The following is a 23,810-nucleotide window of genomic DNA, read 5'->3' on the forward strand; positions in this document are numbered from 1 at the left end:
ATCGACTCGTGGTCGACGATCGGGTCGCCACGATGGGCGCGATCTCACCGACACCATCGGTACCCGCCACTACCCCGGTGTGCGCCGATGCCGAATGCGCAGGGCAGTCAGACCGCCAACGTGGTCGAGGACGAACCCATGAGGAGTGTCGACAGTGACCATGCCTGAGCAGCGCGAGCGGGTCGTCGTCGTCACCGGCGCGAGCCGGGGGATCGGCCGGGCGATCACCCTCGATCAGGTCGGCCGGGGCAGGCACGTGGTCGCGGTCGGTCGGACCGAAGCCAGTCTCGCGGACACGGTCGCCCACGGGGGCGGACGGATCACGACGGTGCTCGCCGACAGCGCGGAGCCGGACTCGATGGGCGCCGTCGGTGACCAGGTACTGACCAGGTGCGGGCGGCTCGACGCGGTGGTGGCCTGCGCGGGTGTGCACGGCGCGGAGGCGCCCGTGGCCAAGCTGGCCACGGCGGAGTGGACGGAAGCGCTCACGATCAACGTCGTCGCGCCTGCCCAGCTGATTCGCGGCTGCATCCCACACCTGGCCGCGAATCCGGCAGGCGGTCACATCCTGCTGATCGGATCCAATGCCTCGGTCCGGTCACCGACCGGCTTCGCCGCCTACAACGCGACGAAGGCCGCGCTGCACTCGTTGATGCGCACACTGAGTCGCGAGTTGGACAAAGAGGCAATCGCCGTCAACGAGCTGCGCCCCGGCCCCACCAATACCTCCCTGCTCGGCGGTCGTGAGGACAGCGTGGCGGCGAGCCTGCTCAGCGGCATCGGAAAGGCGTTCGGCCGAGAATGGATCAAGACGGCCGAGGACGTCGCGGCGGCAGCGGGCTTTCTGCTGGACCTGCCTCCGACCGGAACCACCGGCCAGACACTGACCCTCAACAGGTATGAGTGACATGACCAAGAGCACGAACTACGACGAAGTACTGACGCTGATCAACCGGCGTCGACGTGCGGTGCGCTCACTGGAAGGAGTCTGCGGATTCGTCGCGGCCCTCCCCGGTTCGCCACCCGCGGCCGTGCTGAGCTCGGCCCGGGAGTTGATCACTGTCACCGCACGGCGGTACGGGTGCGTCCTGTCCTCGCGCCGAAGCCCACCGGTGGAGGAAGCCGACCACCTCGTCCTCGCTTTCGGCGATGGCGAGTACTACGTGGTGTCCGAGCTACCGGACGCGGCCGACGAGCGGCGTGAAGTGAGCTGGGTTCTGTCAGCGGCTGCGGCTGCGGCCCGAATGACGGGCTAGTGTCCTGAATCGGCGCTGGTCCTGCCGCTGTGACCGGCGGTGCGCTGGCTGCGCCCGGCAGCTTTTCATGTGACGTCGCGGCGTCGCGGCAACGGTTTGGGCGGTGTGAGTGGTTGCGACCGGAGGTTCGTCCGGTCGTGACCACTAGGTGCTCCGAGGCGAAGGATGAGCACGCTCGGTCGGGCTCGATGACCGCGCGAACTCGTCTGCCAGCGTGCGGGCCAGCTCGAGCCGCTTGATCTTCGTCGTGGCGGTGTGCGGCAGCTCGGCGAGAGGCTTGTGCACCGGGTCCGCCATGGGCGGCAGGTCGACGGCGGCGGCCCGCCATGCTGCCGGGTCGAGCGGTGCATCGTCCTTGGTGGAGATCACCGGCAGTACGCTGCCGTCCGGACCGGGGATGATCACCACCTCCGCGAGGTCCGCCAGCTTCGAGAGCAGCAGATCCTCGGCCGCGAGGGTACTGCCGAATCCCGGGATCTCGTCGACCTCCCGGTCGAGCAGATGCAGGCATCCCCATCTGGAGCGGTAACCCAGGTCACCCATCCGCCACCACGAGCCATTCGCCTGCTCGGCGTACCGCGCGGGCTCACCTAGGAACGTCACCGCTCGACCGTCGCTGCGCACCTCGATGTAGCCAGGAGAGGACTTGCCGGTCGGTCGGCCGTCCCTGCTGGTGATCCGGATACCGGTCATGCCGGGGAAGGGAAACCCGACGCAGCGGCCGTCCGCGTCCGGCGACCGGCGCCTGCTGTAGGTGCGGAGCACGATCGGACCGGTCTCGCTCTGTCCGTAGAGCTGCCCGAACAGCGGTGCTCTGCGCTCCGTGGCCCGGAGCAGCCGTTGCACGGTACGCGGATGGATCGCGTCGAAGGTGCTGCTGAACAGTTTCACGTTCGCCAGCGGCCGACGCGGATCGTCGGCGAGTTCCTCCCAGCGCATGAACGAGTTCGGATGCGCTTCGATGACGCCGGGGCGCAGCGCGGCGAAGATGCCGGCGACGTGGTCTGGATCGTCGTCAGCGAGGACGAGGAGCGGGAGGCCTCGGTACAGCGCGATGGCCGTCGCCGTGATGATCCGAGAGTGCACGAAGGACACGTGCATGGCCACGGTCTCGCGGCGGCGCAACAGGGCGAACGCCGAGGCCTGCGGGCGGTAGCGCGCTTGGAGACTGCGCCCGGTGTGCACCGCGAGCTTGGGGGTTCCGGTGGTGCCGGACGTGTGTGTCACCAGTGTCGGGTGGTCCGGCGGCATCAGCACCGGGTCGACCCGCGTGACCCCGGCGAGACCGGCTAGCTCGATGGCGTTCGGGTGGCTGCCCGATGCGAGCAGGACGGTCTCGGCGAGATCGAATACCGAGGCGGGCAGCTCGGCGTCGAGTTTCTCCTGGTCGCTGAGCAGGTACGGCCGCCCGGTGCGGGGCAGCAGTCCGGCGACCGTCGCACCGTCGAGCTTCGGCGACAACAGCACCGGGATCGCGCCTATCCGCGCGACGGCGACCGCGAGCAGCAGGATGTCGAAGCTGTCCGATTTGTAGATGACCACGTGATCACCGGGTCGGACTTCCGCGGCCCACAGCCGGGAGGCGAAGTCATCGACCAGATCGGCCAGACTCGACATGATCAGCGTGCGGCCCAGCTCGGGGACGATGTGCAGGTCATGATCGAGGACGACGACGCCTGCCGGGTACCGGGAGGCCGCCTTGTCGAAGAGGGAGCCCAGCTGGATTCCCCGGTTTCCGATGCGCTGAAGAATCATGCGTGCACCTCGTTCAGCCGTTGAGTATGTCCACGATGAGCGAGTTGAGAATCCGCACACCGTGTTGGGTGAGTACCGACTCCGCGTGGAACTGCACCGAGGCGAAGTTCGGGCCACGCATCGCGTGTACCTCTCCTGACCGGGTGTCTCTGCTCACCTCGACCGCACCTACACCGGCGCAGGCGACCTGGTCCAGCCCGCTGGTGCAGGCGAAGGTGTTGTAGAAGCCGACCAGCTCTCGTGAGCCGAACAGGTCGATCTTGCGCTGCACACCCTGGTTCGGGGTGGTTCTGCGCAGCACGGGGAAGCCGAGTTCCAGGCTGAGCAGCTGATGGCTCAGACATACCGCGAGCAGCGGTTTCCGTCTGGCAAGCAGGGTGCGCAGGTCCGTCCGCACGCGGTTGATCCGAGGGTCGTCCACGTCGCGCGGATCGCCGGGCCCCGGGCCCATGACGATGAGGTCGTGGTCGTCGAACGAGTGCTCCTGATCGAACCGGTGCATCGTCACCACCAGCCCCAGGGAGCGCAACTGATGGCCGATCATCGCGGTGAAGGAGTCCTCGGCGTCGACGACCAGGGCAGTGCGACCGGACAGCGTTGTGCGTGGCTCGTCCTCGGCGTCGTTCTCAGCCAGCCAGAATTCAGCGAGACCGCCGTTACGCGCCCGCAGCGCGGCGTCCACGGACGGATGGTCACTCAGCCGCGTCTTCGTTCCCGATGCCAATGCCGCGCGCAGACCGGCTGCCTTGGCTTCGGTTTCGGCCACCTCGTCGGATGGTTCGGAGTGACGCACGAGTGTGGCGCCGACACCGATTCGCATCCTGCCCGCGTGATCGATGTCAGCGGTGCGGATGAGAATGGCGGAGTCCATCGTGGCGCCGCCGTGCCCGTCACGGCCGATGAGAGCGAGGACGCCGCTGTAATAGCCCCGGCCCTCCGGCTCGTAGCGGGTGATCACTCGGCAGGCACTCGCCAGCGGGCTTCCGGTCACCGCGGGCGAGAACATCGTCTCGCGCAGGATCTCGCGCGGATCGCGGGAGGTATGCCCTTCGATGAAGTACTCGGTGTGGGCGAGCCGGGTCATCTCCTTGAGGTATGGGCCAACGATCCGACCACCCGCACCGCAGATCCGGGCCATCATCTTGAGTTCCTCGTCCAGCACCATGTACAGCTCGTCAACCTCTTTACGGTCGGCGAGGAAGTCGAGGACCCCGGGGACGGTGGGGCCTGCCGGCGGATAGCGATAGGTGCCGCTGATCGGATTCATGACAGCCACGCCATCGTGCAGACTCACATGGCGTTCCGGAGTCGCTCCGACGAATGTGCGATTCCCGGTGTGTACGACGAACGTCCAGTAGGCACCGGACTCCTGTTCCAGAAGACGGCGGGCGAAGGCCAGCGCGCTGGCAGCCGAGTAGTCGGTGATGGTGGCGGTGAAGGTGCGTTTGACGACGAAGTTCGAGCCTTCGCCGGTGCCGATCTCGTCGGCGACGACCCTACGGACGATGTCGGCATAGGCGTCGTCCTCGACGTCGAACCGCGCGTCGGTCAGCGTGACGGGATCCCCCGGTAGCCGGGCCAAGGCCTGCGCGACGGGTAGCGTGCCCTGATCGGTGATGGTCATGGCGAGCAGTGGTGAGCCGTCGTCGACGCAGGCCATGCCGCGCTCGGCGATCTGTCGGTACGGGATGATCGCCAGCACCTCGTGTCGAGGTCTGGTGGTGTCCTCCTCGGTCTCCCTGCCCAGCGCGATCTCAGCGATGGTCGCCGGGGTGGACACAGTGCCGACGAGCAGGTCGAGTACCGCTGGGCCGGTGGCCCGAGGTCGCTGGATCAGCGCGAACGCGGGTGGGTTCGGCGCCAGCACCCGATCCAGCAGCTTCTCCGCCGCGATGTCCTGGCTACCTGCCGTCAGCACGTGAATATCTCTTTGACGGTGGTGACCACCGCGCACCGTCCGGACGCGTAGTCGATGGCCAACTGGTGGAATTCCTTGGAGAAGTCGGCGACCGCGTCGGCGATCAGGAATGTCTCGATGTCATTGGTGAACGCCTCGACCGCGGTCATCAGCACTCCGACATGTGCGTAGACTCCGCAGACGATCAGCTGGTCCCGGCCGGTCGCTCGCATTCGTTCGAGGAGAGTAGAGCGGAAGAATGCACTGTAACGCCATTTGGTGAACTCCCAGTCGTTCTCGCCGGGCGCGAGCCGGCTCACTACTTGCCGGTCGGCTGGGGCCACTCGCATGCCGGCGCCCCAGAACTCGGCGAGCAGCCCGCGCTGTTGTGGTGTCATACCACCTGGCTGCGCGGTGTAGGCGACCGGAATTCCGCGCGACACGCAACCATCGCGCAGTTCGGCGGTATTGGCCACGAGCTCGTCGCGCAATGTCGTGGCCAAGGGGCGCAGGAAGTACTTCTGCATATCGTGGATGAGTAGCACCGCCCGATCCGGATCCGCTTTCCACCGCGCGGTGTTTGCGGGCAGATCGGCGCTGGTCGGCATCGAATAGGGATCGATAACGGGAATTCCGGTCACGGACCTCACCTTGGTCGCTCGGTTCGGTGTGAGACTGACGGGGCCTCGTCAGCACACTCCTAGGCTCGCGCCGCCGTCGACGGTGAGCGAGTGCATGGTGATGTGCGCGGCCCGGTCGTCGAGCAGGAAGACCACAGCCTCGGCGATGTCCCGGGGCTGGGCCAGCTTCCGCAACGGAATACCCACCCGGTGCGTCTCCGGATCACCTTCGATCGTCGCCCGCGGACCGGACTCGTCCTGCCACATCGAGCTGAGCATCGGGGTGTCGGTCGAGCCGGGAGCGACGACGTTGCACCGAATGCCGTACTTGGCGACCTCGAGCCCGAGACACTTGGTGAACATCGTCGCCGCCGCCTTCGACGCGCTGTAGGCGGCCATGGTCGCGCGGGGGGTGCCGGCCGCGTTCGAGGCGACTGTCACGATCGCTCCACGACTACGCGGGATCATTCGCCTGATCACGGCCTGGGACACGATGAAGACACCTGTCGTATTGGTCATGAAGGTGTCGGTCCAGTCCTCATGGTCGAATGTCGCTATCTCACCCAGCCGCAGTACACCCGCCGCATTGACCACGAACTCAATAGGGCCCAGACGGTGCTCGATCGCGCCGACCACGTCCTCGATCTGATTCTCGGAACCGACGTCCGCGACGAAGGATTCGACGTGCAGTCCATCTCCGGTCATCTTCTCGGTGGTCAGAGCCAGTTCGTCGGCGTCTCGATCCACGGCTGCCACAACGGCGCCGCGCTCACCGAGAGCCCGTACGATGGCAGCCCCGATACCGCCTGCTGCTCCCGAGACGAACGCCACTTTGCCGTCCACCCGTCAGTCCGCCTGGTTCGGCGCCGCGGTGCTGATCAGGAGATGGCTGAGAATGCACAGGCACGAGGTCATCACAAGTCTCCCTGCGTCAATGAAGGTGGGATGCTCCGGTCACGGCCAGTCCTGGCGTACTAATCCAGTGTGATTCCAAACCAGCCCGCGTTGTGTCGAAATCTTTCTGCCGCGATTCCTCGGTTTGTCGAAAATGACAGCGTGAAATCCTTGATTGGGGTGGCCGGAAAACGCCATGGCCACATGGTCGCATTGGCTATTCGACGAATCCGTATCCCGATACGGTGACGCCATGATGTCTCGCACGGTGGGCTGGTTGACGTTGTTCTTGATCGGTACTGATCTGTTTGTGATGTCGCCGTTGTTGCCGATGATCGGCCGGAGTCTGGGGATCGGCGCGGTGGCCGGTGGCTGGCTGGTGACGGTGTTCGCGCTCGGCTATCTGATCGGTGGGCCGAGCTTGGGTGCTGTGGCCGACCGCCGCGGCCGTTACACCGTGTTGACCGGTGCGCTGGCCGTGTTCGTGGTGGCGAATCTCGCCACCGCCCTGGCTCCGTCGCTCGCGGTGTTGCTGGCTGCCCGGACGATCGCGGGTGTGGCGGCTTCGGGGATCACTCCCTCGGTCTATGCGTTGGTCAGCGCTACCGCGCCGCGCTCGGCGCGTGGTAGCTGGCTGGCTGTCGTCACGTCCGGGCTATTGATCGCACTCATCATCGGTGCCCCGGCAGGCGCGCTGCTGGCTGTCGTGCTCGGGTGGCACGGGGTGTTCTTCGTGATCACCGCTGCCGCGCTGGTCATCCTGGCCGTCACCGGCTACTCATCGGTCCGGGCACGTGCTCAGCAGGCGAGGGCGATCGCTGTCGGGTTCCCGTCGTCCACCGCAGACGCCACCGAGACCGCCGAGGTCGCCGCACCACCCTCGATCATGGTGCGCATCCGGGCGGTGTGCGTCACCGCGCTCTGGGCGTTGGCGGTGTACGGGTTCTACACCTATCTGGCCACCGTGTTGATCGGCTTTCGCGGGTTCTCGACAGACCTGGTCGCCTGGGCGTTGGCCTGCTTCGGCGGCGGTGCGGTGCTCGGCAACCTCCTGGGCGGGCGTCTGGCCGATCGCTACGGCGGAAAGCTCACCAGCATGGTCAGTCTGCTCGCCCTGGCCGTCGCGCAGGCCGCCTTCAGCGCGGTGCTGTACACCGATTCCATCGTGGTTCTCGATGTCTTCGCCGTCGCGATCGCGCTGGCCGCCTACCCGTACTTCTCCGCCCAACAACTGCGGCTCATGGCGCGCTATCCCGAAGCGAGCGGATCCCTCCTGGCCTGGAACAACAGCGCCATGTATCTCGGAATCCTGCTCGGCTCCGCCCTCGGCGGCGTCGCACTGACCGTTCTCGGACCACAGGCCCTCGCTGCTGCTGCCGCCGCCGTGGCCGCGGTCGGTGCCTTCGCCACCACCTGGAGCATTCCGGCCAAGACGTGGACCGGCAGTGCGCCGACGCCGGAACTCCCGAGCTCGAAGAGCTAGTGCGGTCCGGCGGGTGCCAGTGCGTCGGTCTGGTGGGCGGGGTTCTGTTCGGTTACCTCGTACCGGCCGTTCCGGGATGTGTCGCCACCCGCCGCGGGTTCACCGATCGGGTCCGTGCCCACCGCCCAGGTCAGCATGGCCGTCAGTCGTTCGAGGCAGCCACCGCATCCGGTACCGGCTCGGGTGACGCGACTCAGTGCGGCCACGGTGGTGCAGCCATGCGCAACGGCGTCGATCACCCCGTCCTTGGTGACGGAATTGCACCGGCAGATGATCGTCTGCCCCAGCGACAGTTCTGGATCGGTCTGATCGCGGTGCTCCGGCGGCAGTGCCCTGCCGAGCAGGAGTCGCAGTCGGTCGGTCGGGGCGGGGATGCCCGCGTCGTAGAACTGGACCATGGCGGCGGCGGCCTGCGGCAGCCCGATCATCGCTCCACCGACCAACCGGTCGCCCCGCAGCGCGACGGCGGCGTAGCGCCCGCCTGCGGTATCGGTGAAGCGCAGCACCTCGTTGTCGTCGTCGATGAGGTCGGCGGGGTCGCCGACCGTGGCGAGGTCGACGTCGCGAGCCTTGAGCCGGGTGACGGCGGGGGTGCCGAGGTACCGCGCGGTCGGATCGGCGGCGGCGAGCCGGTCGGCGAGCACCGCGGCCTGTTCCCACCCGGGTTGGACGAGCCCGGAGACGGATCCGGGATGGCGCGCGCAATCACCGATCGCGGACACGTGCTCGGCGGAAGTGGCGAGCCGGTCGTCGACCACCACTCCTCGGTCGGTCGTGAGTCCGGCGGCCTCGGCCAGGCCGGTCTCGGGCCGCACGCCTGTGGCGACGACGAGTGCGTCGGCCGCGACGATTGAGCCGTCGGCGCACCGCAGGCCCACGTCCCGCTCCCAGCAGGCCACCGCTGTGGCGAGCCGGACGTCGATCCCGAGCCTGCGCATCGTGGCGGCGAGCACCGCTCCGGCGTCCGGTTCGAGCTGACGTTCCATGAGGTGCGACTCCGGGTGCACGAGCGTGACCGCAACGCCCCGGGCGGCGAGCCCTCGGGCGGCCTCGCAGCCGAGGAGACCACCGCCGAGCACGGCGAACCGGACACCGGGCCGGACGGCGGCGAGGATCCGCTCGCAATCAGCGAGATCGCGGAACGCGGTGACGGTCGGGTCGGCGAGCCCGGGAACCGGGGGCAGCCAGGCGCGGCTGCCGGTGGCGAGCACGAGCTCGTCGTAGGGTTCGACACCGCCGCCGTCCAGGTGCACCCTGCGGCGGCGCGCGTCGATCCCGGTGACCGTCGTCCCGATGCGCAGATCGATCCGCTGCGCGGCAGCCCACCCGGTGGGATGCAGCTGCACCGAGCGCGGGGAGAGCCCACCCGCGAGCACAGTGGACAGCAGCACCCTGTTGTAGGCCGGGCGCGGCTCGGCGCCCAGCACGGTGAGGTGCACTCGCGCGGCCTCGGGATCGCGTCGCCGCACCTCCTCGGCAAAGCGTGCGCCGACCATTCCGTTCCCGACGACCACGATCCGCCTGGTGCGGTGGCCATGAACGTTCGCCGGATGATCGGCGTTCCAGGTTTCCGCTGGGCGTGCCGGCGATCGGTCCTCGTACCGGGCGTACTCGGGTCGTTCGCCGGTGCGTCCAGCGGAAAGCTGGGGCGTCGAGGGCCGGTGAAGGTTCATGGCCACCGCACTAGTCACGGACGCACCGCCGGTTCGATGCGGACCGCGCACGCCTTGAACTCGGGCATCCGGCTGATCGGGTCCAGCGCCGCGAGAGTGAGGTTGTTCGCCGCCTGCGCACCGCCGAAGTGGAACGGCAGGAACACCGTGTCAGGTCGCAGTGAGTCGACGCACCGCACCCGGGCCTCGGCGCTCCCGCGCCGCGACACCACCCGAGCCCGCGACCCGTCGGCCAGACCCGCGCGGGCGGCGGTGTCCGGGTGCACCTCGACGAACGACTCCCCGACGATCCCGGTGAGTTCCGCGACCCGACGGGTCTGCACCCCGGACTGGTAGTGCACCATGACCCGACCTGTCGTGGCACGCAGCGGGTACTCGGCGTCGGGCGGTTCGGCGGCCTCAGTGTGATCCACCGCGATCATCCGAGCCCGCCCGTCTGGGTGGCCGAAGCGGTCGAGGAACAGCCGAGGTGTCCCCGGGTGCCGTTCGGTGGGGCACGGCCAGTGCAGCGCCTCCCCGGCGTCCAGCCGTGCGTAGCTGATGCCCTCGTAGTCGGCGATCCCGCCCGAGGAGGCGAGCCGCAACTCGTCGAACACCTCCCTCGGATCGGTCAGGAATCCCGTCACCCCCAGCTCGTCGGCCAGGCCGGCGATCACCTCCAGGTCCGTGCGGACGCCGGGCGGCGGCGGCAGCGCACGGCGGCGGCGCAACACCCGGCCCTCCAGATTGGTCATCGTGCCCTCTTCCTCGGCCCACTGGGCCACGGGCAGCACGACGTCAGCGGCGCGTGCGGTCTCGCTGGGCAGGAAGTCGGCGACGACGAGCAGGTCCAGCGCGGCGAGCCGGTCCTGCACCGACCGCGCGTCCGGAGCCGAGACGGCCACGTTGGAGCCGAACACGAGCAGCGCCTTCGGGCCGTCCGGACGGCCGAGCGCGGCGAGGAGCTCGGAGGCGCTGCGCCCCGCGCCGGGTAGCGTCGCGGGGTCGACGCCCCACACCCCGGCGACATGCGCGCGGTCGAGCGGGGTGGTGATCATCCGACAGCCGGGCAGCTGGTCAGCCTTCTGGCCGTGCTCGCGCCCACCCTGCCCGTTGCCCTGTCCGGTGATCGTGCCGAACCCGGATCCCGGGCGCCCCGGCAGACCCAGGAGCAGCGCCAGGTTGATCCATGCCGACACCGTGTCGACGCCGTGCGCGTGCTGCTCGGCGCCGCGCGCGGTGAGCACGTATCGCCGTGCGGCTCCGGCCAGCCAGCCGACGACAGTGTGCATGTCAGCGGCGGCCACCCCGCACACTCGCTCCGCACGTTCGGGCCACCACTGCGCGGCGATCTCCCAGGTCTGCGCGAACCCGGTGGTGCGTTCGGCGAGGTAGTCGTGGTCGACGAGTCCGTCGACGGCGGCGGCATGCAGCATCCCCAGTGCCAGGACGAGATCGGTGCCCGGCGCGGGCGCCAGGTGCAGTCCGCCGGAGGCGAGCGCGCGCTCCGCGGTGGGGGTCCGGCGTGGGTCGATCACGACGAGCCGGGCCCCACCCAGGTGCCCCATCAGCGGCGGCATCGTCTCGGCGACGTTCGCGCCGACGAGCACGATCACCTCAGCGTCGTCGAGATCCGTCACCGGGAACGGCAGGCCCCGGTCGATACCGAACGCGCGGTTGCCCGCGGCCGCGGCCGAGGACATGCAGAACCGGCCGTTGTAGTCGATCTGTGAGGTGCCCAACGCGACCCGGGCGAACTTGCCGAGCAGGTAGGACTTCTCGTTGGTCAGTCCACCGGACCCGAAGACGGCGACGGCGTCGGGGCCATGGCGCGCCCGCAGCTCCCGCAGCCTGCTCGCCACATGGGCGAGCGCGGCGTCCCACCCGACCGGTCGCAGGGGATCGGTACGTGTGGTGCGCAGCAGCGGGGTGGTGAGCCGATCGGGATGGATGAGCAGGGTGCCCGCGGTCCAGCCCTTCTGACACAGACCACCCCGATTGGTCGGGAACTCGCGTCCGTCGACCGCCCCGGCGGCGCCGACCCACTGCCCACACTGCAATGCGCAGTACGGGCAGTGGGTGGCGGTCAGGTCTGCTTCCACGGAGATTCCCCCAATCGAAGATCCCATCGACCCGACGAATCCCTTGAGTTCAGGAGTTCTCCGAATAAGCGAAGGCGCGCCTACGCCCTTTCCCGAAATTCCGCCAGCACCCCGTCCCACAATCCGATGCGGGCATGCACCGCCTCGACACCGATTCGTTCCGCTTCCGCATTACGGGTCGGGTCGTTCGCGCAGAGAGCAGCCAGCAGCCGGAGCGCGAGTGGTCCGTGCTCATCATGGTCCAACGCGATGTGACGGTCGAGATAATGTCGCAGCACCGGTGCGTTCATCAGTACTCCCGAGACATTGGCCCGGACCTCGGAGAACACGTCCGGCAACAGGTTCTCCCTACCGTGACAGAACGACGACGCCACCTCGTGCGGAGCGCCGTACAGCGCAACCTCCAGCGTGTGTCTCACGAACTGACGTGCACCGTCAGGGATATCCGCATCCTGGAGCGCCGCCATGGGCTCCAGTCCCGCGTCGAGTGAGACAAGGAAGCCGTCGATCGGGCCGGTATCGGCACCGAGTTCCGCCATCGCTCTGCGGTAGAGCTCGAAGTGGCTGATATAGCCGCCGCCGATGTCTTCGTCGGTCTCCTCGGCCAGCACGATCTCCATGATGAAGCGCCCGTGTTCGGCTTTGTCCTTCGGACGCCACGGAAAGGTGACTGTCGTCACCTCACTCTGCAGGCGCTTCAGCAGCGTGAAGAAATCCCATACGGCGAACACGTGGTGCTTCATGAAGATTCGCAGCCGATCCTCGGTGTTGATCTGCGAATACAGTGGATGCTGAATCAGCTTCGCGCGGGTGGTATCGAAATCCATGATCGCGGTCATTCGTTCTCCAAGACAGTGTGTTTTTGATTCGCTGGATCCGGCATCGGCGATTGAGACTCGATGAGATCGCCGCGGATGTCCTCGGGTGCCCGAGGTCGATTCTCAATTCTCGTTCGCGGACGGGCGGTCACACGCCGAGGTGAGCTGCGCGCGGCGCGGTCGTGTCGGTCGGGACCGGCCTCAGGTACACCACGTAGGTCACCACGGCGCACACCAGGTAGAAGACCAGGAAGGACCAGTAGGCCGTGGCGCCGGAGTGGGTGGTCAGGAACGACTCCCGGAATGCCAGGTTGATGAACAGCCCACCGAGCGCGCCGACGGCACCGGCGATACCGATCACGGCCGCCGACACGCGGCGGGCCCGTCGCCGCGCGGTCGCCTCGTCCGCGCCCGCCGCGATCGCCGCGGCGGCCTGGCCGAGGAAGATCGCCGGGATCATCTTGTACGTCGAGCCGTTTCCGATGCCGGTGAGTACAAACAGCAGAACGAAACCGATCGTGAACACGGCCAGCGAGCCGGTCGCGGAGGCTCCGATGATGACGGCGGTGGCCGCGACCATCGCGAGGAAGTTCCAGAACGTCACCCTGGCGCCGCCGAGCCGGTCGGCGAGTCGCCCACCGACCGGCCGGATCAGGGAGCCGAGCAGCGGGCCGATGAACGTGACGGCCGCGGCCTCCAGCGGGGTGCGGCCGAACTGGTTCTGCAGCACCAGGCCGAACGCGAAGCTGTAGCCGATGAACGAACCGAAGGTGCCGACGTAGAGGAACGACATCGCCCAGGTTTGGTTGTCCCCGACCGCCTCCCGCAACGCGCCGGTGTCGCTGCGCACCGGGGTGAGGTTGTCCATCGAGACGGCCGCGAGCCCGGCGGAGATCACGATCAGTGGGATGTAGACGCCGAGGAGGATCCTCGGCGAGCTGACGCCCGCGGTCGCGATGACTAGTAGGCCGATCAGCTGGATCACCGGCACGCCGACGTTGCCCCCGCCCGCGTTCATCCCGAGCGCCCAGCCCTTCCTCGACTCCGGGAAGAAGGCGTTGATGTTCGCCATGGACGAGGCGAAGTTGCCGCCACCGACCCCACCGACGGCCGCGACCAGGATGAATACCCAGTACGGTGTACCCGGCTCCAGCACGACCGCAGCGAGGATCGTCGGGATCAGCAGCAGCAGCGCGGAGAAGACCGTCCAATTGCGTCCGCCCACGCGGGCGACGGCGAGCGCGTAGGGCACCCGCAGGATCGACCCCACGAGCGTCGGCACCCCGACGAGGAAGAACTTCCCCGCCGCGTCGATTCCGTACTCCGGGCCCATGAACAGGACGAGCACCGACCACATCGTCCAGATCGAGAACCCGATGTGCTCGGAGAGGATCGAGAACCACAGGTTCCGGTACGCGACCCGCGCGCCGGTCCGTTCCCAGAAGCCGGCGTCCTCGGGATCCCAGTGGTCGATCCATCGACGGCGCAACTGCGACATGACGGTGTCTCCCCTTTACGGCGACAACAGATGAGTGCGGAACGCGGTTCGCCATACGGTGTGAATTCGAGCCGTCCGACAGGCGGCCACTGTCGCTTCCCGGCACCGGCGCGCGTCACATCGCTCCTCGGGCACTGCCGGTACTGCGCAACCAGGCGGGGGTGACGTGGATGTCATCGTCGCTGCTCAGGCATGGGCTACCGCCCATTGCCCGATCGCCGTGCACGCTCGGTCCAGGAGTTGGTCGCACCGGGCTCGCTGTGCCGCGTGGTCGCGCAGCATGTACGCCCAGCGTTCGAGGCCCGCACCGAAGCAGGCGGTGAACGCGGGCTCGGCGCCCAGCGCGATGTCGAAGCGTTCGCCGAAGAAGTTGCGGTGGAAGTTGATCGACCCGACGGCCAGCCTGCCGTCGTAGACCAGCTCCAGTTTCGACTTCGAGAGCTTCTGCAGGACCGCTTTCGGGGAGTCGGACTGGAAGAACGAGTCGGTCGCCGCCTCCAGCGTGAGCGGCAGCTCGACGGTGGCGGCGAAGTCGATCACGCTCTGCCGCAGCGCGGCGAAGAAGTCCCGAGCATCGTCGACGGCTCCCAGGACGACCAGCTCACGCACCGAGTAGCTGCCGAGCCGCACGAGCGGCTCATAGGTCGACTCGAGCCTCGCGCAGTCGACGTTGGAGGTGATCAGCTTGCGCCCGTTCAGCACCGACCCTCGGTGCTGCAGGTAGACGCCGTAGCACGCCGCCGAAGGCACCACCAACCCGCCGTTGCGCAGCGTGGGACGGTCGAACTCGGGACCGTCGAGTACACCGACCATGTTGGCGAGATGGTGAAAGTTCTGGTAGTAGTCGATGGCCCGCAACGGGGCGGCGGGCAACAGAGGCGGCAGTTTCTGCCGCACGGCGCCCACCGCCGCGAACCGGTCCTCGAACGCCCGGTCCAGCTCGATCATGATGTGGCTGGCCTGCTCGTCGATGAAGAACACCTGGTCCATGGCTACACCGGATACCCGGCGCTGACGAAACAGGTCTCATAGATCCTGCGCACGGTACGGAAGTTCTCCACACCGAGCGCCTCGATGTCGGTGTCCGCCCCGAGCGACTCCACGTGCACCACCATCGAGACGAACTGCAGCGAGTCGACGATGCGACTGTCGATGATGTCGGTGTCCGGGTCGATCTGCCGGTCGATTCCCTTGTCCCGCAGCCACGAGTTGATATCGACGAGAAGGTCGTCGACCGAATTGATCACGAACAGCTCTCCCATCAGCGACCGGCGATCAGCGTGAGATCGGCCGAGTTTGCGCGGATCCGGTCGTTCCCGACCATCAGCGGGGCGCTCAGCGCGTCCCGGACGAGCCTGCCTACCGACAGGGGCGAGCCGTTCGCGTACCCGGCCATGCCGAGAATGTCGAGGCCTGCCGTCGCGATCTCCACCAGGTTGTCCGACGCGATCGTCTTGAGTGCGTTGACGCGCAGCGCGGCCGCGAACGACGGCTCTCCATCCGCGCGCTCATACTCCTCGCGGACAGCCGCACAGACCGAATCGATCATCTGCCGCTTGGCCAGCATCTCGTAGAACCGTGAGTTCGCGGGCCGGGCGGTCGAGCCGCCCTCCTTCGCCAGCTTCGACCGCACTTTTGCGACGACCGCGTCGGCGATCCCCAACCACACCGACGTCCACATGACGTGTGTGACGGCGGCCATGTCCTCGGCGAGGATTCTTCGGTAGGGGGTGTCGAAAACGGCGTCGCCGGGCAGGGTCGCGGTCAGCTGGTATCCGCTGCTGTCGGTCCCGCGCATCCCGATCGCGTCCCAGCCGCTGGTGAGCGTGAGCTCCAGGTGCGCACGCTCGCAGGCGACCAGCACCTGATCGGTCGGCTCGGCGTCGTCGGCGCGGCGTGCCGTCACCAGCACGACCTGCGCCTGCGTCGCGTAGGAGATGACACTCGCGTCCTTCGCCAGCGCAACCCCGTCCCCACTCGGCCGGACCGCGCAGGAACTGCGGCCGGTGTCGCCACCGGTCGCCCGCTCGGTCGTGCTGGACGCGATGAGCGACTGAGTGCCGACGACGTCGGCGAGCAGTTCCCGCAGGTAGGCATTGCCGGCCGAGTAGCGAGCCAGCGCCGAGAGCTGCGTGTAGTGCATCCCGACGATCATTCCGGTCGACGCGCACGCGGCCGAGACGGCTCGAACGATCCCGCACACCTCGCTGACCGGTGCGATCACCCTGCCTTCTGCCGCGGCCGGGCTGATCAGACCGGCAGTCTGCAGCGCCTCGATGGCCTCGTGCGGAAAGCGACCGTCCCGGTCGACCTCACCCGCGTATTTCTCCGCGACGGCGACGCATTCGTCCAGGTCACGACTACCGGTCACGAGCCGAGGTTCTCGAGTGCCTCGTCCCGTCGCCATGCCGGGTTCTCGTCGGTGAATACGAAGCAGCGGGTGTTGACCAGTTTGGCTCCTGAGGCCCTGGCGGTGGAGTAGATGACGACGGGCATCTTCTGGCCGGTGGCGGTTGCGGTGTTGAGGAAGTGTGCCCGGAAGTCGATGATCGGGCCGTCGGTGTCCCAGCGGGAGAGGAAATCGTCTACGACGTCTTGGTCTGCGTAGGCGCGTCGGATGTGTCCGCCGACGTAGCCGTCGACGTCTTCGGTGGCGCCGACGAGGTCGATGTCGCGTTGGTTGGCGGCGACGACGATGCCGTCGGTGGCGATGACGTGGATGGCGACCGGAGCGTGGTCGAATACCTCACGCAGCAGCTGCGTGTCGGTCACCGGAGCCTCGTCGGCGGCCGCCGCCTCTACCGCGTCCATCCAGGTCTGTGCGGTCGGCGCGGGGGTGTCGTCGGGACGCTCGACGCTGCTGGCCGGGAGCGCGGAGCCCAGGCGTGGCCGGGCCGCGAAGAAGTACCGGATCCCGCCGCCCGCTGCCTGAGCCGCGACGTTCACGATCGCGACCGGGAAAGCCGAGTTCTCGGTGTCGATGACCTTGTTCACGAGTTCACGCTCGGGTCGGGCGCTCGCACTCAGCGCGGCGGCGACCTGTTCGATCTTCACGCGGCTGCCGAACAGAGTCGATGCGGCCGGATTGCTGACGACCGTGCCGTGCTCGTCCAATCTGATGAGCGCGGAGGACGCACTGTTGAACACATCGATGAGCTGCTCGTCTGACGGGTAACTGCTGGTCACTGTCGACTCCCCTGGTGGGATTGTCGTCGGCACGGTGGTCATTCGACCCGGATGCGGCGCATACCCATGGTGAGGTGTGCGCTATTCGGTTCGGCGTGATCTCGCCTGACCGTATGGTGTCGACTCGCGGAACGTGCCTATGAGCCTAATTCGTACACCCTTTACAGACGACCACTCCCTGTCGCAAACCGACCGCCGCTATTCCTCAGTCTGTTGAAAATGCATCATTCGCTCCATGAATCCGCGGGAAGTCGTTCGGAATAAAGGTATCGAGCAAGCTCGGCGACATCCGGCGGCGCACTGGCACGGGCGAACTCGACCGCGTTCTCGATCTCCACCTCAGCATCCCGCCGCATCCGCTCGCAGGTGGCCGGATCAGCGACGCCGGCTTTGATCACCTCGGTCACCGCGCGCGGGATCGGGTCGCGCTCCTCCCATTCGGCGAGTTCAGCGCGCTCGCGATACTTGGTGGCGTCACCGATGTAATGCCCCCGCATGCGGTAGGTGACGCACTCAAGCAGTACCGGGCCCGCGCCTCGGCGAGCGTGTTCCACCGCCCACAACGCGGCGTCATGGACGGCGAACACGTCGTTGCCGTCGACACCGCGCGACGCGATGCGATAGGCGGACGCGCGGTCGGTGATGCGCGGGACGGCCAGTGCCTCGCTGGATCGCGTCGTGGAGGCCCACCCGTTGTTCTCGCAGACGAACACCACCGGAAGTTCCCAGACCACAGCCAGGTTGAGTGCTTCGTGAAACGGCCCTCGCGCGGTCGCGCCGTCACCGAAGAAGCTGACCGCCACGTCATCGCGGTCGGTCAGTCGAGCCGACAGCGCGGCGCCGGTCGCCAGGCCGAGCCCGCCCGCGACGATCGCGTTCGCACCGAGCATGCCGACCGAGAAGTCGGCGATGTGCATCGATCCGCCCCTGCCGCGACACACTCCGTCCGACCGGCCGAGCAACTCGGCCATCATGTTCGGCACCGGTGCGCCCTTCGCCAGGGTGTGGCCGTGCCCCCGATGCGTACTGGTGATGTAGTCGGTGGTGCGCAACGGCTCACACACTCCGGCCGCGACCGCCTCCTGCCCGATCGACAGGTGAGCGAATCCCGGGATCTCTCCGTCGAGGAACAGTCGTTCCGCGCGCGTCTCGAACGCTCGAATGCGGAGCATGGTGTCCAGCAGCTTGAGCGCGGTCTCAGCTTGAGACAGCCCGGTACCGGTATTCGTTTCGGTATCCGTCCCGCTCTCCGCGGAATCCTTCGTAGTGGTCATTCTGGTTCGCCACCAACCCTCGGTTCGACGATATTTCGCGCCAGTATCGGTTACGGTTTACCACTCGGACGACCACGCATCGATGAATTCCCCGGCTTCACATTCCTCGCTCTGTCGATCGGGACCGGTTCAGCTGTCATCGAATTCTTGTGCAGACAGCAAGGCGGCCAGTTTGACGCCAAGATGCAACACCAGCCGGTGATCCCCATTGTCCAGATCCAGGCCGGTGATCTCCTCGATCTGATGCAGTCGGTAGTACAGCGACGTCCGATGGATGTGCAGCGCGGCCGCGGTCTTGGGGCTGGAACCGGCATGGTCGAGATAGGCGGTGAGTGTCTCGAGGAGCCCGCCATGCGGGTCGCGCGACAGCAGTGCCCGCAGCGGCGGCGGCAGCACCGAGACGCTGAGCTCCTCGGTGGGGATGCGCAGCAACACCCCGTAGGCACCCAGCTCGGACCACTGCATGATCCGGTCCTCGCTGGGCAGCAGCGCGGCGGCGCGGGCCGCGATCCGCGCCTGGTCATGGGAGAGCCAGGCGTCGGTGAGTCCGGTCACCGGGCTGCCGATGCCGAAGACGCACCGTGAGGACGAGCCGAGGAACTTGTACACCTGGTCGGCGATCCGTGCCGCATCCCGGCGGAGCCGATCCTCGGCGGGCTCCGTGCTGTCGAGCTGCACGATGACCAGCCGTCTGCCCCGCGCCAGGAATCCGTCGATTCCCGACCAGGCGTGCGTGACGTTCTCCAGTACCGCCCGAAGCACCATCTCCACCTGTTCGCCGTCCAACCCGCGCGGCGCCTCGACGACCTCCCCCACGCTCACCGTCACATGGCGTCCTGCGCGCAACCACCGGTCCTCGGCGAGGACCTGCTGGCCGAACTGTCGTCTCGCCAACCTCACGCTGAGCAGATCGGCCAGTGCGGCTTCCCGAGATCTGCGCTGCTCGTCGTCGGCAAGGAATTCGCCGAACATGAACGCCGCGATCTCCACGCTCGCGGTCTTGATTAGCGCCAGCTGCTCGCCTTCCATCGAACCGTCCGGATCGATGATCATCAGCAGACCGAGCAGTTCACCCCGCCAGCGGATCGGCATGCACAGCCGCTGTTTCATGCCGATGTCGTCCTTGGGCGGGATCAGCCCCGGCTCGGTCCATCCGGCCACCCCTTGGGACAGGATGTGCCCGATGACGGTCGCGCCCGCGCCGCGCTGCAACACCGCCCGCACCCGTACCGAGTCCTCGTCGCCGAAGTGCCTGCTCGCGCAGATGACCCGCACTGCCGGGTCGTTGATCGCGACCGAGCGACCCAGCCGCGTCGCCAACGTGTCCACGGCATGCTGCAGTCCCTGCTCCTTCACGCCGGCTCAGGTGTGGTCAGGCACATCATCAGGCATATCATTGATGCCTCCCTCCGCCTCGCGGCCCCGCGCACCCCGAGGCGGCCCCGCTCGCGCCAAGTCAACCACTGTATTGCCATGTCGATCCTGTCGACCGGATCGACTCACGTGCCGGAGGGACTCAGCCGGTCGCTCGTCGGGCCAGGTGCAGGATGATCGCGCAGACCCCGCCGGCGAGCAGGAAATAGCCGAGGATGTAGAACCCGCTGGCGACCTCGCCTCCGGTCACCGCGGCCCCGACGGCGATGGGGCCGACGATCCCACCGAGGTTGCCGCACAGGTTGATCAAACCCATCCCCATCCCCGCGTGGTTGCGCGGGATGTGCTCCAGACTCCACGCCCAGAACGGTCCGAAAGCCGCGTACAGCCCGATTCCGGTGATGATCAACAGGACGAGACTGCCACCCAGCCCCGGGTCGAGCTGGTGCTGCAGCAACAACGCGGCACCGCTGAGCAGCAACGGGATCACCACGTACCAGCCGCGTGGCCGACCGGATCGATCCGAGGAACGCGCGTTGAGGTACATGCCGACGGCGGCGAGCACGAACGGCGCCGCCGACAGCACTCCGACCAGCCCGATCCCCTGATGCGACAACTGCGTGAGCAGGGTGGGCAACCACAACCCGAAGCTGTACAGCCCGGTGATCCACAGGAAATAGATCAGGCAGAACGCCCACACCACCGGACTGCGCATCACTTCCAGGAACGATCCGGCTTCGACACCGGCCGACCGGTTCTCGACGATGTGACGGCGTTCGGCCGGTGTGATGAACCGGTCCTGCTCGGGATCATCCGCGGTCCACAGCGCGAATGCCGCCGCCGCGATCAATGGTGGAATACCCTGCACGATGAACATCACGTGCCAGTTCCACCCCGAGATCAGCCAGCCCGCGGTGGGCGCCATGATGATCGAGGAGACCGGCAACGCCATCTCGGAGAAATTGATGGCGCGACCCCGCTCGGAATCGGGGTACCAGTTCACGAACATCACCGCGAACGATGGCCATACCGCACCCTCGGCCAGACCCATCACGAAACGGACCACAAGCAATTCGGTGTATCCGGTGACCAGGCCGGTAGCGACCGCGGCGACACCCCACACCAGCAGGGTGCCGACGATGACCCGCCGAGGGCCGACGCGCGCGGCCAGCGCTCCACCGGGCACCTGGGTGAGCACGTAACCCCAGAAGAAGGCCGAGAGCAGCACCCCGGTGACCGTGGCCGACAGGCCGAGATCCTTGACCATCGCGGGTATCGCGACGCTGATGTTCTGCCGATCGGCGAACGCCACGGTGTAGACCACGAACAGCAGCAGCCCGATCCGCCACCATCGGGCTCTCGGCACTCGCGTTCCGCCGGCTTCGGTGGCGGCTGGGTCGTCCGACGCGGCGCCCGATCCCGGGCCGGGATGCGCGCGGCTCATGGCTGATCGACGGGCGGATCGAGGTGCGCGATGACGGTACCCACCGGCAGCTCGTCGTCAGAGGGTTCCGCGACGATCCGCAGCACCCCAGCGGCGGGCGCCACGATCTCGGTCTCGGTCTTGTCGGTGGCCAGCTCGGCGATGGGCTGATCCGCGCCGACCAAGGCGCCGTCGGAGACCAGCCAGCTGGTCAGCACCCCGGTGTCCATGGTGAGGCCGAGTTTAGGGATCGTCACCTCGGTCATGCCGCCACCTCCTGTGGGCGCACCGTGTCCCGGACCGCGGTCGCTATCGTGTCCGGCTGCGGGAGCACCGCGGCCTCCAGACTCGGCGCGAACGGAATCGGCAGTCCGGGGTTCGTCACCCGCCGCACCGGGGCATCGAGGTCGGCGAAACAGTGCTCGCCCACCCGCGCACTGATCTCCGCGCCGAGTCCGCAGTCGCCGACGGCCTCATGAGCGACCACGACCCGTCGGGTCCGACGCACTGAGGTGAAGATCGTGTCCATGTCCAGCGGGGCGAGGCTGCGCAGGTCGACGACCTCCGCCTCGATCCCTTCCTCGGCGAGTTGCTCCGCCGCGGTCAATGCCTTGAGCAGGGTCAGCGACCAGCTGAGGATCGTGACGTCACGGCCGGGCCGGGCGACGCGAGCTGAACCGAGCGGCACCACCAGCTCACCCTCGGGCACCTCACCCTTTCTGGTGTAGAGGGCCTTGTGTTCCAGGTACAGCACCGGATCGTCGCACCGGATCGCGCTCTTGAGCAGTCCCTTGGCATCCGCCGGGGTCGCCGGGGCCACCACTCGCCAGCCCGGAGTGTGGCAGAACCAGGATTCCAGGCTCTGCGAGTGCTGCGCGGCGGCCGAGTTCACCGCGCCCTCCGGCGCGCGGACCACCAACGGAACGCGAGCTTGACCGCCGAACATGTAGGACATCTTCGCGGCCTGATTGACCAGTTCGTCCATTGCACAGGTCAGAAAGTCGGAGAAGTGAATATCCACCACCGGGCGAGTGCCGGTCAATGCGGCGCCGACCGCTGACGACACCAGCACGGACTCCGATATCGGAGTGTCCCGGACACGGTGCGAGCCGAAACGGTCAGAAAGACCGCGGTACTGTCCGAAGATGCCGCCCTGTTTGGCGATGTCTTCGCCCATCAGGAAAACGCCCGGATCGCTCTCCATCTCCTCGACCATTGCTTCCAACATCGCCTTCGCCATACCGAGGGTGCGGGGGCTCATGAGCGGCCTCCGCTCACCGAGGTGGCACTGCAACGTCCTCGGGAACGGCCGTGGCGCGAGAACGGCCCTGCCGTGAACTCGACGATGGACCTTGTCGCCTGAGCCGGCGGCTGCGCTGGTAGCAGCGCAGCCAGGGTGGGGAAGGTTGTCATTCCGCTGGTTGTCCCTCGGTTCAGGGCATGCCCCGCGCCGGTGGGCGGCGGCGATGCCGTGATCGACTCGCGGGTATGCGAGTCGGTTCGACCGGGGTCGGTACGGTGCGACCTCGGTCATAAGATGCCCGGTAGTATCCGATTGCCGTCCCGATAACGCGACCACCTCTGGTCGCAACTCTGTGGAGAGCATTCCTCGTTCTGTCTAAACCGAATGATCGAGTCGCTCCGGCAACGGCGCCGACAGCGGACCGCTCCGCTGTTCCTGATCGTGATCAGACAGATCGAGAAAATCGGATAACCCAATTCATGCGCCGCGCGGTCTGCGCGCCACATAATGCTCGGATACCGTTGCCCGCTACCCGACCGGGGAACGAGCGGAGTAGTCATCCATGAGCAATCGGCTGAATGGGGAGACCGCCCTCGTCTTCGGCGGCGGATCGAACGGGACGGGGCTGAGCAACGGCGAGGCCGCCGCACGGGCGTTCGCCGACCACGGCGCCGCTGTTGCGGTGATCGACATCGACCTGAGCGCCGCTGAGCGAACAGCCAAGAGGATCGCCACCGACGGCGGGACGGCGCTGCCCCTGCGTGCCGATGTCACCGATGAACAGCAAGTCCGTGCCGCGGTGGCGGACTGTGCGGAACAGTTCGGCCCGCCGACCATTCTGCACAACAACGTCGGGGTGGCCGGTCTCGGTGAACTCATCGACCTGGAGCGCGACCACTGGGACGCGGCGCTGGCGATCAATGCCAGCGGGGTCTATCTCACCTGCAAGCATGTACTGCCCAGAATGCTGGCTCGCGGACGAGGAGCCATCGTCAACGTGTCGTCGATCGCCGCGATCCGCGACACCGGCTACCCCTACCCCGCCTACAGCGCGGCGAAGGCGGCGGTGAACCAGCTCACGGTGTCGCTGGCGCTGCGCTACGCGCGCGACAACATCCGGGTCAATGCGATCATGCCCGGCCTGATCGACACGCCACTGGTCACCCGGCAGATACTCGCCGACCGGTCAGACCCGGCCGCCGCCCGCGACCTCCGGCACGCCACGAGCCCTACCGGTCGGATGGGCAGCCCGTGGGACGTCGCCGCCGCCGCCGTGTTCCTCGCCTCGGCCGAGGCGAGCTACATCAACGGGGTCTGCCTGCCCGTTGACGGCGG

21 protein-coding genes are annotated in these 23,810 nt (G+C 67.5%); 4 read left to right on the forward strand and 17 right to left on the reverse strand.

Going from position 1 to position 23,810, the window contains the following annotated elements; translation table 11 throughout:
- Positions 1 to 160 precede the first annotated feature (160 nt).
- Entirely contained in the window at positions 161 to 907 is a 747-nt protein-coding gene (locus tag G406_RS0115165) for an SDR family NAD(P)-dependent oxidoreductase (protein ID WP_169736701.1), read from the forward strand.
- Positions 900 to 1,256, forward strand: a complete 357-nt coding sequence (locus tag G406_RS0115170) for a hypothetical protein (protein WP_028934514.1) — start codon at positions 900 to 902, stop codon at positions 1,254 to 1,256. The genes G406_RS0115165 and G406_RS0115170 overlap by 8 nt, the downstream gene beginning before the upstream one ends.
- 144 nt (positions 1,257 to 1,400) lie before the next feature.
- Here the strand turns inward: G406_RS0115170 and G406_RS0115175 are convergent, their stop codons facing one another.
- Genes G406_RS0115175 through G406_RS0115190 form a run of 4 tightly spaced genes read right to left on the reverse strand, consistent with a single transcriptional unit; the run spans position 1,401 to position 6,371 of the window.
- Positions 1,401 to 3,011 carry a class I adenylate-forming enzyme family protein gene (locus G406_RS0115175; RefSeq protein ID WP_028934515.1) on the reverse strand — a complete coding sequence of 537 codons (1,611 nt, stop codon included), beginning with the start codon at positions 3,009 to 3,011 and terminating at the stop codon, positions 1,401 to 1,403.
- A 13-nt stretch (positions 3,012 to 3,024) separates the two neighbouring features.
- The gene (locus G406_RS0115180) at positions 3,025 to 4,929 is read right to left on the reverse strand and encodes an anthranilate synthase family protein (RefSeq protein ID WP_245607121.1); all 1,905 of its coding nucleotides are present in this window, start codon (positions 4,927 to 4,929) and stop codon (positions 3,025 to 3,027) included.
- Positions 4,923 to 5,549, reverse strand: coding sequence for an isochorismatase family protein (locus tag G406_RS0115185; RefSeq protein ID WP_028934517.1), 627 nt, complete (start codon positions 5,547 to 5,549; stop codon positions 4,923 to 4,925). The genes G406_RS0115180 and G406_RS0115185 overlap by 7 nt, the downstream gene beginning before the upstream one ends.
- Positions 5,550 to 5,597: 48 nt before the next feature.
- On the reverse strand, positions 5,598 to 6,371 hold the full coding sequence (locus tag G406_RS0115190) for a 2,3-dihydro-2,3-dihydroxybenzoate dehydrogenase (protein ID WP_028934518.1): 774 nt from the start codon (positions 6,369 to 6,371) through the stop codon (positions 5,598 to 5,600).
- Positions 6,372 to 6,675: 304 nt separating this feature from the next.
- Here G406_RS0115190 and G406_RS47035 point away from each other — a divergent pair, with 304 nt between their 5' ends.
- Entirely contained in the window at positions 6,676 to 7,905 is a 1,230-nt protein-coding gene (locus G406_RS47035) for an MFS transporter (protein WP_051342136.1), read from the forward strand.
- Here G406_RS47035 and G406_RS47040 read toward each other — a convergent pair.
- From G406_RS47040 to G406_RS0115260, 13 genes are all read right to left on the reverse strand, one after another.
- Positions 7,902 to 9,578, reverse strand: a complete 1,677-nt coding sequence (locus G406_RS47040; protein WP_084216091.1) for an FAD-dependent oxidoreductase — start codon at positions 9,576 to 9,578, stop codon at positions 7,902 to 7,904. The two genes, G406_RS47035 and G406_RS47040, sit on opposite strands and share 4 nt — an antisense overlap.
- Before the next feature lie 14 nt (positions 9,579 to 9,592).
- On the reverse strand, positions 9,593 to 11,686 hold the full coding sequence (locus tag G406_RS0115205; protein ID WP_051342137.1) for a molybdopterin oxidoreductase family protein: 2,094 nt from the start codon (positions 11,684 to 11,686) through the stop codon (positions 9,593 to 9,595).
- Between the two features lie 53 nt (positions 11,687 to 11,739).
- Positions 11,740 to 12,498, reverse strand: coding sequence for a DUF3050 domain-containing protein (locus G406_RS0115210; RefSeq protein ID WP_037076731.1), 759 nt, complete (start codon positions 12,496 to 12,498; stop codon positions 11,740 to 11,742).
- Between the two features lie 127 nt (positions 12,499 to 12,625).
- Complete coding sequence (locus G406_RS0115215) at positions 12,626 to 13,975, reverse strand: nitrate/nitrite transporter (protein ID WP_028934521.1); 1,350 nt, start codon at positions 13,973 to 13,975, stop codon at positions 12,626 to 12,628.
- Between the two features lie 186 nt (positions 13,976 to 14,161).
- Entirely contained in the window at positions 14,162 to 14,965 is an 804-nt protein-coding gene (locus G406_RS47045; RefSeq protein ID WP_051342138.1) for a class-II aminoacyl-tRNA synthetase family protein, read from the reverse strand.
- A gap of 2 nt (positions 14,966 to 14,967) precedes the next feature.
- Positions 14,968 to 15,222, reverse strand: coding sequence for a hypothetical protein (locus tag G406_RS47050; RefSeq protein WP_156934890.1), 255 nt, complete (start codon positions 15,220 to 15,222; stop codon positions 14,968 to 14,970).
- A gap of 14 nt (positions 15,223 to 15,236) precedes the next feature.
- Positions 15,237 to 16,346, reverse strand: a complete 1,110-nt coding sequence (locus tag G406_RS47055) for an acyl-CoA dehydrogenase family protein (protein ID WP_037076733.1) — start codon at positions 16,344 to 16,346, stop codon at positions 15,237 to 15,239.
- On the reverse strand, positions 16,343 to 17,161 hold the full coding sequence (locus G406_RS0115235) for a PAS domain-containing protein (protein WP_028934522.1): 819 nt from the start codon (positions 17,159 to 17,161) through the stop codon (positions 16,343 to 16,345). Before G406_RS0115235 ends, G406_RS47055 begins: the two co-directional genes overlap by 4 nt.
- Positions 17,162 to 17,385: 224 nt before the next feature.
- Positions 17,386 to 18,333, reverse strand: a complete 948-nt coding sequence (locus G406_RS47060; RefSeq protein ID WP_051342143.1) for a thiamine pyrophosphate-dependent dehydrogenase E1 component subunit alpha — start codon at positions 18,331 to 18,333, stop codon at positions 17,386 to 17,388.
- A gap of 231 nt (positions 18,334 to 18,564) precedes the next feature.
- A complete protein-coding gene (locus tag G406_RS0115245) occupies positions 18,565 to 19,791 on the reverse strand; it encodes a PucR family transcriptional regulator (protein WP_028934523.1) in 1,227 nt (408 codons plus the stop codon).
- A gap of 160 nt (positions 19,792 to 19,951) precedes the next feature.
- Entirely contained in the window at positions 19,952 to 21,253 is a 1,302-nt protein-coding gene (locus G406_RS0115250) for an MFS transporter (protein ID WP_084216088.1), read from the reverse strand.
- Positions 21,250 to 21,498: a lipoyl domain-containing protein gene (locus tag G406_RS0115255; RefSeq protein ID WP_028934525.1), complete on the reverse strand. Its 249-nt coding sequence runs from the start codon at positions 21,496 to 21,498 to the stop codon at positions 21,250 to 21,252. The genes G406_RS0115250 and G406_RS0115255 overlap by 4 nt, the downstream gene beginning before the upstream one ends.
- Positions 21,495 to 22,493, reverse strand: coding sequence for an alpha-ketoacid dehydrogenase subunit beta (locus G406_RS0115260; protein WP_028934526.1), 999 nt, complete (start codon positions 22,491 to 22,493; stop codon positions 21,495 to 21,497). The genes G406_RS0115255 and G406_RS0115260 overlap by 4 nt, the downstream gene beginning before the upstream one ends.
- A 544-nt stretch (positions 22,494 to 23,037) precedes the next feature.
- Between G406_RS0115260 and G406_RS0115270 the strand changes: the two genes are divergently transcribed.
- Positions 23,038 to 23,810 (forward strand): SDR family NAD(P)-dependent oxidoreductase (locus G406_RS0115270; RefSeq protein WP_028934527.1); only part of this gene is annotated, 773 nt, incomplete at its 3' end.

The sequence above is a fragment of the Actinospineispora spinosispora DSM 44797 genome (assembly GCF_000429025.1).
GTDB lineage: Bacteria > Actinomycetota > Actinomycetes > Mycobacteriales > Pseudonocardiaceae > Pseudonocardia > Pseudonocardia spinosispora.

Excerpts from the sequence above, each read along its gene's own strand:
- G406_RS0115165 (WP_169736701.1), top strand. The coding sequence starts at position 161 with ATGCCTGAGCAGCGCGAGCGGGTCGTCGTCGTCACCGGCGCGAGCCGG.
- G406_RS0115170 (WP_028934514.1), top strand. The coding sequence starts at position 900 with ATGAGTGACATGACCAAGAGCACGAACTACGACGAAGTACTGACGCTG.
- G406_RS0115175 (WP_028934515.1), bottom strand. The coding sequence starts at position 3,011 with ATGATTCTTCAGCGCATCGGAAACCGGGGAATCCAGCTGGGCTCCCTC.
- G406_RS47035 (WP_051342136.1), top strand. The coding sequence starts at position 6,676 with ATGATGTCTCGCACGGTGGGCTGGTTGACGTTGTTCTTGATCGGTACT.
- G406_RS47040 (WP_084216091.1), bottom strand. The coding sequence starts at position 9,578 with ATGAACCTTCACCGGCCCTCGACGCCCCAGCTTTCCGCTGGACGCACC.
- G406_RS0115205 (WP_051342137.1), bottom strand. The coding sequence starts at position 11,686 with ATGGGATCTTCGATTGGGGGAATCTCCGTGGAAGCAGACCTGACCGCC.
- G406_RS0115210 (WP_037076731.1), bottom strand. The coding sequence starts at position 12,498 with ATGACCGCGATCATGGATTTCGATACCACCCGCGCGAAGCTGATTCAG.
- G406_RS0115215 (WP_028934521.1), bottom strand. The coding sequence starts at position 13,975 with ATGTCGCAGTTGCGCCGTCGATGGATCGACCACTGGGATCCCGAGGAC.
- G406_RS47045 (WP_051342138.1), bottom strand. The coding sequence starts at position 14,965 with ATGGACCAGGTGTTCTTCATCGACGAGCAGGCCAGCCACATCATGATC.
- G406_RS47060 (WP_051342143.1), bottom strand. The coding sequence starts at position 18,333 with ATGCTCCGCATTCGAGCGTTCGAGACGCGCGCGGAACGACTGTTCCTC.
- G406_RS0115250 (WP_084216088.1), bottom strand. The coding sequence starts at position 21,253 with ATGAGCCGCGCGCATCCCGGCCCGGGATCGGGCGCCGCGTCGGACGAC.
- G406_RS0115255 (WP_028934525.1), bottom strand. The coding sequence starts at position 21,498 with ATGACCGAGGTGACGATCCCTAAACTCGGCCTCACCATGGACACCGGG.
- G406_RS0115260 (WP_028934526.1), bottom strand. The coding sequence starts at position 22,493 with ATGAGCCCCCGCACCCTCGGTATGGCGAAGGCGATGTTGGAAGCAATG.